The sequence below is a fragment of the Streptomyces sp. NRRL S-495 genome, from assembly GCF_000966955.1.
In the GTDB taxonomy this organism is placed as follows: domain Bacteria; phylum Actinomycetota; class Actinomycetes; order Streptomycetales; family Streptomycetaceae; genus Kitasatospora; species Kitasatospora purpeofusca.
Genome location: NZ_JZWY01000749.1, coordinates 1 through 11,350 on the forward strand (window position 1 = coordinate 1; position 11,350 = coordinate 11,350).

Annotated in this window: 12 protein-coding genes and 1 pseudogene; 9 read left to right on the forward strand and 4 right to left on the reverse strand. The window is 73.1% G+C overall.

Going from position 1 to position 11,350, the window contains the following annotated elements; all coding sequences use genetic code 11:
* A pseudogene (locus VR45_RS32510) lies at nucleotides 1-240 on the reverse strand (hypothetical protein); the annotation flags it as partial.
* 186 nt (nucleotides 241-426) lie between these two features.
* On the opposite strand from VR45_RS32510, the gene VR45_RS32515 reads away from it, so the two are divergent.
* Entirely contained in the window at nucleotides 427-1,281 is an 855-nt protein-coding gene (locus tag VR45_RS32515; RefSeq protein WP_078897045.1) for an SAM-dependent methyltransferase, read from the forward strand.
* 124 nt (nucleotides 1,282-1,405) lie between these two features.
* Here the strand turns inward: VR45_RS32515 and VR45_RS32520 are convergent, their stop codons facing one another.
* Nucleotides 1,406-2,275: a DNA-formamidopyrimidine glycosylase family protein gene (locus VR45_RS32520; protein ID WP_045943479.1), complete on the reverse strand. Its 870-nt coding sequence runs from the start codon at nucleotides 2,273-2,275 to the stop codon at nucleotides 1,406-1,408.
* 150 nt (nucleotides 2,276-2,425) lie between these two features.
* On the opposite strand from VR45_RS32520, the gene VR45_RS32525 reads away from it, so the two are divergent.
* The 4 genes from VR45_RS32525 to VR45_RS32540 all read left to right on the forward strand — a co-directional run bounded on the left by VR45_RS32525 (nucleotide 2,426) and on the right by VR45_RS32540 (nucleotide 5,219).
* A complete protein-coding gene (locus VR45_RS32525; protein WP_078897047.1) occupies nucleotides 2,426-2,923 on the forward strand; it encodes an SRPBCC family protein in 498 nt (165 codons plus the stop codon).
* Between the two features lie 87 nt (nucleotides 2,924-3,010).
* A complete protein-coding gene (locus tag VR45_RS32530; RefSeq protein ID WP_045943480.1) occupies nucleotides 3,011-3,676 on the forward strand; it encodes a hypothetical protein in 666 nt (221 codons plus the stop codon).
* 329 nt (nucleotides 3,677-4,005) lie between these two features.
* Nucleotides 4,006-4,587, forward strand: coding sequence for a thioredoxin domain-containing protein (locus tag VR45_RS32535; protein WP_234326390.1), 582 nt, complete (start codon nucleotides 4,006-4,008; stop codon nucleotides 4,585-4,587).
* Entirely contained in the window at nucleotides 4,584-5,219 is a 636-nt protein-coding gene (locus VR45_RS32540) for a vitamin K epoxide reductase family protein (RefSeq protein ID WP_045943482.1), read from the forward strand. Before VR45_RS32535 ends, VR45_RS32540 begins: the two co-directional genes overlap by 4 nt.
* A 96-nt stretch (nucleotides 5,220-5,315) precedes the next feature.
* Here VR45_RS32540 and VR45_RS46160 read toward each other — a convergent pair whose 3' ends face one another.
* Both VR45_RS46160 and VR45_RS32550 read right to left on the reverse strand, forming a co-directional pair.
* Nucleotides 5,316-5,732 (reverse strand): hypothetical protein, encoded by a 417-nt coding sequence (locus tag VR45_RS46160; RefSeq protein WP_159394432.1) that lies wholly within the window; start codon nucleotides 5,730-5,732, stop codon nucleotides 5,316-5,318.
* A 121-nt stretch (nucleotides 5,733-5,853) separates the two neighbouring features.
* A complete protein-coding gene (locus VR45_RS32550) occupies nucleotides 5,854-6,849 on the reverse strand; it encodes an adenosine deaminase (RefSeq protein WP_045943484.1) in 996 nt (331 codons plus the stop codon).
* A 175-nt stretch (nucleotides 6,850-7,024) separates the two neighbouring features.
* Here VR45_RS32550 and VR45_RS32555 point away from each other — a divergent pair, with 175 nt between their 5' ends.
* From VR45_RS32555 to VR45_RS32570, 4 genes are all read left to right on the forward strand, one after another.
* Nucleotides 7,025-7,306: a DUF6158 family protein gene (locus VR45_RS32555; protein WP_030397015.1), complete on the forward strand. Its 282-nt coding sequence runs from the start codon at nucleotides 7,025-7,027 to the stop codon at nucleotides 7,304-7,306.
* Between the two features lie 132 nt (nucleotides 7,307-7,438).
* Complete coding sequence (locus tag VR45_RS32560; protein WP_045943485.1) at nucleotides 7,439-8,827, forward strand: NADP-dependent succinic semialdehyde dehydrogenase; 1,389 nt, start codon at nucleotides 7,439-7,441, stop codon at nucleotides 8,825-8,827.
* Nucleotides 8,828-9,177: 350 nt separating this feature from the next.
* The gene (locus VR45_RS32565; RefSeq protein ID WP_078897046.1) at nucleotides 9,178-9,636 is read left to right on the forward strand and encodes an RICIN domain-containing protein; all 459 of its coding nucleotides are present in this window, start codon (nucleotides 9,178-9,180) and stop codon (nucleotides 9,634-9,636) included.
* Nucleotides 9,637-9,957: 321 nt separating this feature from the next.
* Nucleotides 9,958-11,350, forward strand: a 1,393-nt coding sequence (locus tag VR45_RS32570; RefSeq protein ID WP_045943486.1) for a DUF2079 domain-containing protein, incomplete at its 3' end; no start/stop codon positions are given.

Genomic DNA, 11,350 nt, shown 5'->3' on the forward strand with positions numbered 1-11,350 from the left:
GTCCGCGGTCGGCGCGACGGACGGGGCCGGGGACGGCTCGGCGGTCGGTGCGGCGGCCGGAGTCGTGGGCGGCCCCTCGGCGGGCGTCGCCCCCGGGAGCGGGTCCGGGCCCGCCGAACGGGCCGCGGCGGCGGCCTTCACCACCTCCTCGGCCCGGCCGCACCCGGCGACCCCGAGCAGCGACATCCCCGCCGCGACCAGCAGTAACCTTCGCGAAGTAATCTGACGATCAGACAGCATGACTGCATCTGTCCCCCGTTCATCGGCCCGTCTCCCAGCGGCTACCCCGACGGGTTCGATCACCACCCCAACGGCCCAAGGCGCGCCCTGTGCACCGGCTGTTCGCCCACCCCGTGACCGGACCCCCGCCGGGCCCGCTAATCTGACCTCTCCCAGTGTGATGATCTGTCTTAAAAGGACGTGGCCATGACGACGAGTCAGGACTTCGCCGACCGGTCCGAGAACGACGCCGCCGAACTCAGCCAGTGGGAGAAGTACGGGGTCGACACCAGCACCCCGCACTCCGCCCGCGTCTACGACTACTGGCTGGGCGGGAAGACCAACTTCCCGCCCGACCGCGCGATGGGCCAGGCCATCGAGCAGGCCGTGCCCACCATGAAGGCGCAGGCCAAGGAGAACCGCGGCTTCCAGAAGCGCGCCGTGCGCCACCTCGCCGAGCGCTACGGCATCCGCCAGTTCCTCGACCTCGGCACCGGCATCCCCACCTCGCCGAACACCCACGAGATCGCCGAGTCGGTCAGCACCGGCACCCGGGTGGTCTACGTGGACAACGACCCGATCGTGCTGGCCCACGCCCGCGCGCTGATGGTCTCCACCCCGGCCAGCCGCACCACCTACATCCACGCCGACCTGGGCAAGCCCGCCGAGCTGCTGGCCGACCCGGCCCTCAACACCACGCTGGACCTCGACCAGCCGGTCGGCATGCTGATGATCGCCGTGCTGATGCTGATCGCCGACGAGGACGACCCGTGGGGCAAGGTCGCCGCGCTGCGCGACGCGCTCCCCTCCGGCAGCTACATCGCGCTCACCCACCCCACCCAGGACTTCAACGAGGCCGCCGTCGCCCAGGTGACCGCCTCCGCCCGGGCCGCCGGGATGACCCTGGTGCCGCGCAGCAAGGAGGAGGTCACCCGGTTCTTCGACGGCTGGGAGCTGATCGAGCCCGGCGTCGCCCCGGTGATGGCCTGGCACCCGGACGGCGAGCAGCCGGCCGACCCGTACGCGGCGTACTACTGGGGCGGCCTCGCCCGCAAGCCGTAGGGCGTCCACGGCATCCCCGGCGTCCCGCCGGCCCCGCCTCCCGCCGCGGAACGGGGCCGGCCGACGGCGCGTACGGCTTCAGCCCGCCCACTGCTTCAGCACGCGTACGACTTCAGCACTCGCACTACTTCAGCAGCCGGGAGAGCCGCCGGTCCGCGAGCGGCTTCCCCCCGGTCTGGCAGCTCGGGCAGTACTGCAGCGAGGAGTCCGCGAAGGACACCTCCCGCACGGTGTCCCCGCAGACCGGACAGGGCTGCCCGGTCCGGCCGTGCACCCGCATGCCGAGCTTCTTCTCCGCCTTCAGCTCCCCCGCCGCCAGTCCGCGCGAGCGCTCCACCGCCTCGCGCAGGGTGGTGCCGAGCGCCTCGAACAGCCGCGCCGTCTCCTCCTCCGACAGATCGGCCGCCAGCTTGTACGGGGACATCCGCGCCACGTGCAGCACCTCGTCCGAGTAGGCGTTGCCGACCCCGGCCAGCACGGTCTGGTCCCGCAGCACACCCTTGATCCGGCGGCGCTCACCGGCCAGCAGCGCCCGGAAGCGCGCCAGGTCGAAGTCCGGGTCGAACGGGTCCGGGCCCAGCCTCGCCACCCCCGGGACCTCCTCGGCGTCCCGCACCACGTACACCGCGAGCCCCTTCTTGGTGCCCGCCTCGGTGAGGTCGAAGCCGTCCCCGTCCGGGCCCTCCAGCCGCACCCGCAGCGCCAGCGGGTTGCGCCCGCCCGGCTTCGGCGGCTCCGCCGGCAGGTGCTCCCGCCAGCGCAGCCAGCCCGCCCTGGCCAGGTGGACCACCAGGCGCGGCCCGTCCGTCCCGATGTCCAGGAACTTCCCGTGCCGGACCACCGGGCCGACCGTCCGCCCCACCAGTGCCGTCACCGGCGGGTCGTAGGTCTTGAGCGCGCTGATCGCCACCGGCCGCACCTCGGCGATCACCCGCCCGGTCAGCCGTGCGGACAGGAAGGCGGTCAGGGCCTCGACCTCGGGCAGCTCCGGCATGTGCCCAGTCTCGCCCGGCCGCCCGCCGTTCGCCTCCTCCACCGTTCGCCTCCTCCGCCGACTCCGCCGACCGCTCCGTTGCCCCGGGCCGCCCTCCGGCGCAGGCTGGAGGAGTGGACCGCGCGCCAACCCGAGGAGGTCCGGCCGGCCATGAGCACGCTGGAGGAACAGATCGACATCGACGCCCCCGTCCTGGCGGCCTGGGAGCAGCTGCACCGCGTCCACGAGTACCCGCGCTTCGTCGACGGCGTCCGCACCGCCCAGCCGCACGGCCGCAACCTGGCCCATCTCGCGGTGGAGATCGCCGGCGCCGAACGGGAGGTCGAGACCGAGATCACCGACCGGGGCCGGGGCCGGGTGATGGCCTGGCGCACCCTGGACGGTCCGCCGCTGCACGGCGCCTTCGCGCTGCGCCCGCTCGACGCGGCGCACACCCGGGTGCAGGTCCGGGTCGAGTACGACCCGGGGGAGGTCCGGGAGGCGTTCGGCGGCCCCGGCGGCTTCGCGCTGGCCGGGGCGATCGAGCGGACCGTGCGGACCGACCTGGCGGCGTTCCGGGAGCTGGTCGAGGCCCGGGTCGCGGCCGCCGCGACCCCGCCAGAGCCGGTCGTCGAGGCGCCCGGCACGGTCACCGTAAACGGCATATAAGCCCAGTTCAGGGCCGGTGGTGAGGATCTTCACAGCGGGCTCCCGAGCCACTCGTTCGGCTTTCAACCTGTGGCACACTCGGGACTCATGAACTGTGCCCGGGACACCAGGACGCTGCGCGCGGCGGTCTTCGCCGCGCTGCTCGTGCTGCTCGCCGGGCTCGGCCAGGTACTGGTCACCGGCCGCCCGCTGCCGCTCGGCACGCTGGCGGTGGCCGGGGCCGCCGTCTTCGCGGTGGCCTTCGCGCTGTCCGGCCGCGAGCGCGGCTACCGGGTCGTCGCGGCGGTCTTCCTGCCGCTGGAACTCGGCCTGAGCGCCCTGTTCGACCTCGCCCAGTCCACCTGCCCCTCGCTGCCGCCCGGCGCCGCCCGCGGTCTCGAACCGCTGCTGTGCGGCGGCGGCTCGCTCGGCGGCCTCCTGCTCGGCCACGGCCTCTCCCGGCCGGTCGGGCTCGCCCTGTTGCTGCTCCTGCACACCGCGCTCGCGCTGGCCGCCGCGTACTGGCTGCGCAGCGCCGACGCCGCGCTGTCCGGGCTGGCCCGCACGGCGCGGATCCTGGGCGACTTCGCCCGGCGCTTCCCCGCCGCGGCCGGCCACTGGCTGACGCTGCTGACCGCACCCCTGCCGGCCCGTCCGGTGGCGCGGGTGCCGTTCCCCCGGGCCAGCCGGGTGCCGGTCCCCGCCGAGTCCGTCCGGCTCCGGCCCGCCGTCCGGCGCGGCCCGCCCGCGCGGCTGCCGGCGCCCGCCCGCTAGGCGACCCCGCGGACCTCCCGGTCCCCCGGTCCCCGGCCGGCCGTGCGCCCCCGCGCCCGCACGCCCCGCCAAGAGCACCAGGACGACCTCCACCATGAGCACCTCCCCCAAGAAGAGCACCACCGCCGGCGACCGGAAGGCCGCCCGCCGGGCCGCCACCGAGCGGATGCGCCAGGAGCGCGAGCAGGCCGAGCGCTCGGCCCGGATCCGCCGCCGGGCGGTGGTCGGCACCGCCTCCGCCGTCCTGCTCGCCCTCGCGGCGGGCGTCGCCTTCGCCGTCGGGCTCCGGCTCCGGTTCCGCCTCCGGCGACACCGCGGGCCCGCTGGTCGTGCCGGCGAACGCGAGCGGCGCGGACGGCACCGTGGTCACCTACGGCAAGGCGGACGCCCCGCACACGCTGGAGGTCTACGAGGACTTCCGCTGCCCGTTCTGCGAGCAGCTGGAGACCACCACCGGCCCGGCCGTCCAGCAGCTCGCCGACGCGGGCAGCTACAAGATCGAGTACCACCTGGCGACCTTCCTCGACCAGGGCCTCGGCGGCAAGGGCTCGCGCACCGCGCTGGCCGCCGCCGGCGCGGCGCTGAACGAGGGCGTGGACAAGTTCAAGCAGTTCCACGACGTGCTCTACGCCAACCAGCCGGAGGAGCGCGACGACGCCTTCGCCGACGTCAACCACCTGCTCGACCTGGCCGACAAGGTGCCGGGCCTGAAGACCGACGGCTTCGTCAAGGCGGTCCGCGAGGGCACCTACCTGCCCTGGGCCGGCCAGGTGAACAAGGCCTTCGACAAGAGCGGCGTCACCGGCACCCCGACCGTCCGCCTGGACGGCAAGAAGCTCGACGTGTTCGCCGGCGGCAAGCCCGTCTCGCCCGAGCAGTTCACCGCGATGGTCAAGCAGGTGACCGGATGACGGCCCCCTCCCCCGTCACCGCCCCCGCTGGCACCCGGCCCGGGTACGGCGCGAGCCGCCCGTTCGCCCTGCTGCTGGTGATCGGCGGCGCGCTGGGGCTGTTCGCCTCGGCGGTCCTCACCCTGGACAAGATCCGGCTGCTGAAGGACCCGTCCTACGTCCCGAACTGCAACATCAATCCGATCATCAGCTGCGGCTCGATCATGCGCAGCGACCAGGCCGAGGCCTTCGGCTTCCCCAACTCGCTGCTCGGCCTGGCCGGCTTCGCCGTGGTGATCGCGATCGGCGCCGGACTGCTGGCCGGCGCCACCTACCGGCGCTGGTTCTGGCTGGGCCTCCAGGCCGGGACGGTCTTCGGCATCGGCTTCGTGACCTGGCTGATGTACCAGGCGCTGTACCGGATCGGCGCCCTCTGCCCGTTCTGCATGGTGGTCTGGACGGCGATGATCCCGCTGTTCTGGTACACCACCCTGCACAACCTGCGCACCGGCATCGTCCCGGTCCCCCGCGCCCTGCGCCCGGCCGTCCGCGAGGCGGCCCGCTACCACTGGGTCGTCCCGGCCCTCTGGTACGCGGTGATCGCCCTGCTGATCCTCAACCGCTTCTGGTACTACTGGTCGACCCTGCTCTGACCGAGCCTCCCCGATGGCCCCCACCTGCAGTTTCCCAGGTGGGGGCCATCGGCCTGTCCACCCTGGGCCGTCCGGTCGCACCGTCACGGGCGGGCCTCAACAGCGCTCGGCGAGCCACAGTGCGAGTCGGCCCGCGAGCGGATCGAGGGCGGTGAGGCCGGGGTCGGGCGGTCCCGCCAGGGGGACGCTGCCGGGGTGGTACTGGAAGAAGAAGCCCAGCTCACCGTCGGCCGCGGGGAGGGCGGCCAGGGGGAGCAGGGGGTCGGCCCCGGCCGGGAAGCGAGGGCCCGCCCACTCCGGCGAGATCTCGGCGATCGGGGAACCCTCGGCGCGGTTCCGGCCGAGGAACATCACCCAGCGGGCACCGCGCATGCGGAGGGGGTAGTCGGCCACCCGGGTCACGAAATCGCCCAGGGTGGTAGCGCCGTCGAAGGTGGCGTCCTGCCGGTGCGGCGCTTGGCCGTCGTCTCCCATGCACACGCTGTCGCGCGTCAGGACCACGTTCACTGTCATGGCCGGCACAGTAGTGCCCGGACGCCTTTATCGTCAATCTGACGCTAACTGCCGGACGGGCCCTGCTCCCACGCGGCCCGCGGCGCCGTCCCCGTTGGCGGGGGCGGCGCCGCGGCCCGTGTCAGGCGGTGCCGAACTCGTAGGCGGCGACCTCGGCCAGCAGGGCGGCGCGGCGCTCCTCGGGCAGGAAGGAGGCCCGGAAGGAGTTGGCGGCGAGCAGTCGCAGGGTGTCCTGGTCCAGGCCGAGCGCCTCGGCGAGGGCGTCGAAGTTGTCGCCGACGTAGCCGCCGAAGTAGGCCGGGTCGTCGGAGTTGACGGTGGCCAGCAGGCCGGCCGCGAGGATCGCGGGCAGCGGGTGGTCGGCCAGGGTGTCGACGCAGCGCAGCCGCACGTTGGAGAGCGGGCAGAGGGTGAGCGGGATCCGCTCCCGGACCAGCCGCTCGACCAGCGCCGGGTCCTCCAGGCAGCGCAGCCCGTGGTCGATCCGCTCCACCCCGAGCACGTCCAGCGCCTCGGTGATGTAGGCGGCCGGGCCCTCCTCCCCGGCGTGCGCGACCCGGTGCAGCCCGGCCTCGGCGGCCCGCCGGTAGACCTCGCGGAACTTGGCCGGCGGGTGGCCGACCTCGGCGGAGTCCAGGCCGACCCCGGTGATCCGCCCGCCGAACCACGGCCGGGCGGCCTCGAAGGTCTCCAGCGCCGACTCGGCCGACTCGTCCCGCAGGAAGCACATGATCAGCCGGGTGCTGATGCCGTGCCGCTGCTCGGCCCGGTCCAGCGCCCGCCCCAGCCCGTCCACGACGACCGGCAGCGAGAGCCCGCGCGCGGTGTGCGCCTGCGGGTCGAAGAAGATCTCCGCGTGCCGCACCCCCTGCGCCGCCGCCCGCGCCAGGTACGCCTCGGCGAGCTCCTCGAAGTCCTCCTCGGTCCGCAGCACCGACATCAGCGCGTAGTACAGGTCGAGGAACGACTGCAGGTCGCCGAACGCGTACGCCCGCCGCAGCTCCTCGGCGTCCGCGAACGGCAGCTCCACGCCGTTGCGCCGGGCGAGCGTGAACGCCAGCTCGGGCTCCAGGGTGCCTTCGATGTGCAGGTGGAGTTCGGCCTTGGGGATTGCCATCGACGCCTGTCCGGTGGTTTCGGTGCGGATATGAAGGTTTCATCCTACGTTTTTTCCGCCCGCATCCGGAGCCGGGGCGCCTCCCCGCGGCCCTGCCGGGGCCGAACGGGTGTACCGGTGAGGTCGACGGGGCAACGGGTACTCGGGGGGTTTCCCGTCCGAGGAGGCAGTGGACATGGCGCACCCCGACACCGCGCACGCCAGGCCAGAGGGCATCTCCCCGCACGCCCTGGGCAACGACACACTGCTGCACGAGCTGGAGCAGTTGCACCGGACCAGGCACGAGACCTTCCTGTACGGGTCGGAGGAGGCCCTGAAGCGGCACACCCTGCGCACCGGGCAGCTGGAGGCCGAGTACCTGCACCGGTTCCCCAACCGCCTGGTCACCGCCGGGCGGACCAGGGCCGGCGCCCGGGCCCGCGACGCGGCGGCCCGGGCGGAGGCACTGCCGGAGTAGGCCCGGGCCGACCGGCCGAGCCGGACCGTCCGCCGGGACACGCCGGGCGGGGGTGGTACCCGGGGCGCGGGCGGTGGGCCAGGGTGGGAGGACCGACACCTCCACCCCCGCGCACCCCTGGGAGGGGCCCCGATGCCCATCGCAAGCGTGAACCCGGCGACCGGCAAGACCCTGGAGACCTTCGAACCGCTGGACGCGGCCGGCCTGGAACAGCGGCTGGCCCGCGCCGAGGCGGCCTTCCGCACCTACCGCACCACCTCCTTCGCCCAGCGCGCCGGGCTGCTGCGCCGCGCCGCCGAACTGCTCGACGAGGACCGCGAGAGCGTCGCCCGCACCATGACCGAGGAGATGGGCAAGCCGATCGCCGCCGCCCGCGCCGAGGCCGCCAAGTGCGCCAAGGCGATGCGCTGGTACGCCGAGAACGCCGAGGCGCTGCTCGCCGACGAGCACCCGGAGCCGGCCGACGTGGCCGACGCCGGGGCGGCCCGCGCCTATGTGCGCTACCGGCCGCTGGGCGCGGTCCTGGCGGTGATGCCGTGGAACTTCCCGTTCTGGCAGGTGGTGCGGTTCGCCGCGCCCGCGCTGATGGCGGGCAACGTCGGGCTGCTCAAGCACGCGTCCAACGTGCCGCGGACGGCGGTGGCGCTGGAGGAGCTGTTCCGGCGGGCCGGCTTCCCGGAGGGCTGCTTCCAGACGCTGCTGATCGGCTCGGCGGCGGTGGAGGCGGTGGTCCGTGACCCCCGGGTGGCCGCGGTGACGCTGACCGGCAGCGAGCCGGCCGGGCGGGCGGTCGCGGCGGCGGCGGCCGACGAGGTGAAGAAGGCGGTGCTGGAGCTCGGCGGCAGCGACCCGTACGTGGTGATGCCGAGCGCGGACCTGGACGCCGCCGCGGCCACCGCCGTCACCGCGCGGGCGCAGAACAACGGGCAGTCCTGCATCGCCGCCAAGCGGTTCATCGTGCACACCGAGGTCTACGACCGGTTCACCGCCGCGTTCACCGCCGCCATGGCGGCGCTGCGGGTCGGCGACCCGATGGACGAGGCGACCCAGGTCGGCCCGCTGGCCAGCCGGCAGGGCCGGGACGAGATCGCCGAGCTGGTCGAGGACGCCCGGGCGCACGGGGCCCGGGTGGAGTGCGGCGGGCGGCGGCCTGAGGGCCTGGACGCGGGCTGGTTCTACGAGCCGACGGTGCTGACCGGCATCACGCCGCGGATGCGGATCCACCAGGAGGAGACCTTCGGCCCGGTGGCCACGGTCTACCGGGCCGCCGACCTGGACGAGGCGGTGGCGCTGGCCAACGACACCCCGTTCGGGCTCAGCTCCAACGTCTGGACCGAGGACCCGGCCGAGCAGGAGCGGTTCGTCCGGGACATCCAGGCGGGCGGGGTGTTCTTCAACGGCATGACCGCCTCGCACCCGGCGCTGCCGTTCGGCGGCGTCAAGCGCTCCGGCTTCGGCCGCGAGCTGTCCGGCCACGGCATCAAGGAGTTCTGCAACGTCACCACGGTGTGGATCGCCTGAGTCCGCTCCCCTCGCGCGACCTGTGCGCCCCCGGCCGGGGCCGTGCGCCCCGGCCGGATCCGGCCAAGTTCGGGCACGGCTGATTGCCTGATTTGCCCGTTTACCCGGGATCCGCCACCCGAAAGGGAACCCGTCACCCTTCACGCGACCCGGACAGACCCTCCACAGAAACCCCTTCGACAACGAACAGCTGTGAATTATTGATCTAATATTCAGAACATTTTGGCGACATAATTCCCGATGGCCGAAGAAAGGCGGGCCGGACCGGCCGGTATATCGCCACCGACGCATTTCCGGATAAGTTCCGTAACGACCGGCCGGAGGGCCGGTCACCACGGGAAGGAAATGCGATGAATCTCCTCCAGCGCACCGTCGCCCTCGTCGCCTCGACCGCAGTCCTGGCCGGCGGCGCGACCGTTCTGGCCGCCGGCCAGGCGAGCGCCGCCACCAGCGAGATCACCCTCCAGAACGTCGCCACCAGCCGTTACCTGGACAGCAACGGCAACGGCAACGTGTACACCCTCCCCGGCAACGGCGGCTCGTACCAGCGCTGGTACTCCAGCGACCTGGGCGGGTCGACCTTCACCCTGCGCAACAAGGCCACCGGTTTCTGCCTCGACTCCAACGGCAACGGCAACGTCTACGCGCTGAGCTGCAACGGCGGCAGCTACCAGAAGTGGGTCCGGGGGAACGGCCCCTACGGGCACACCTACCGGAACCTCGCGACCGGCCTCTACCTGGACAGCAACGCCAACGGCAGCGTCTACACCCTGGGCGGCAACGGCGGCTCGTACCAGCAGTGGAGGTGAATGCCAGTCAGATCGGTGATCATCAATCCAGCATGGTGATCTGACGATCGGACAGGAAATGAGTGCCCTCCCCGGCGCCTCAATCGCCGGGGAGGGCTTCTCCATGCTACGGTGCCCGCCCGGGGGCCGACACGCCCGGCGGCGTTCGCCCGTGGCTGAACCTGCCCGCCACCCCGAGGCGTCGAACAAGAATCGGCCACAGACCACTCGCACCCGGAACGACGGGGATGTTCAGTGACAATTAGTACACTCACATCAGCACTTCAACGCAGGACGGAGGGTGACGAACCGTCGAGCGCGGTGTCCCCTGCCGATCGGCGGGTGCGATTCATCCCCTGGGCGGTCGCCCTCACCCTGTTCCTGGTCTACTCCTTCTTCACCATTCGCCGTCATGAACTCCTGCTCACCAGCGGATACGACCTCGGGATCTTCGAGCAGGGCGTACGCGGCTACGCCGAGGGCCGCGGCCCGATCGTCGAACTCAAGGGCCCCGGCTTCAACCTGCTGGGCGACCACTTCTCGCCCGCCCTCGCCGCCCTCGCCCCGTTCTACTGGCTCTGGCCCTCCGCGAAGGTCCTGCTGCTGGCCCAGTCCGCCCTGGTCGCGGTCGCCGCCGTGCCGATCACCCGCTGGGCACTGCGCGAACTCGGACCGGTCGCCGCCGGGATCACCGGCCTCGGCTACGGGCTCTCCTGGGGGCTGGCCTCCGCCCTCGGCTTCGACTTCCACGAGATCACCTTCGCCGTCCCGCTGATCGCCTTCTCGGTCGTCGCGCTCGGCGAACGGCGCTGGATCGCCGCCCTCGCCTGGGCCGCGCCACTGGTCCTGGTCAAGGAGGACCTCGGCATCACCGTGGCCGCCGTCGGCGCCTACATCCTGTGGCGCGGCGACCGGCGGGTCGGCGTGGCCGGCATCCTCCTCGGCGTCGGCTCCTCGCTGCTGGAACTCCTGGTGCTGCTCCCGGCGATGAGCCCGGGCGGCAGCTTCGCGTACTGGGACAACCTGAGCGGCGGCTCCGGCGGGCGGAACCTGCTCACCCTGCCGCTCGACCTGGTCACCCCCAGCGAGAAGGTCACCACCGTCCTGCTGCTGCTGGCCCCGACCGTGCTGCTGGCCGCCCGCTCCCCGCTGATGATCGTCGCCCTGCCCACCCTCGGCTGGCGGCTGCTCTCCAACAACCCGGCGTACTGGGGCACCAACTACCACTACAGCGCCGTCCTGATGCCGATCGTCTTCGCCGCCTTCGTCGACGTCCTGGTGAAGGCCCGCGGCCGGCAGGGGCTGCTGCCCCGCTGGATCGCCCGCGCGGCACTGCCGGTCAGTCTGACGGTCACCCTGGCACTGCTGCCGGGCTTCGCGTTCGGGCAGCTCTTCTCCACCGAACTGTGGCGGACCCCGGCCCGGGTCGAGGCCGCCCGCTCGGTGCTCGCCACCGTCCCGGACGGCGCCCGGGTCTCCGCGTCGAACCGGCTGGTGCCGCAGCTGACCAACCGCTGCGAGGTCATCGTGTTCGGCTGGCCGCAGAACTGGTCGACGGCCGAATGGATCGTGGTCGACGAGGGGCAGCCGATGGGCTGGCCGATGTCGCCCGACCGCGAGCGGCAGGAGCTCGCCACCGTCAAGCGCAGCGGCTACCAGGTGGTGCGCAGCGACCACGGCATCACGCTGCTGCGGCGGGCACCCGGCACCGTCGCCCCGGCGGCGGCCGACGCAC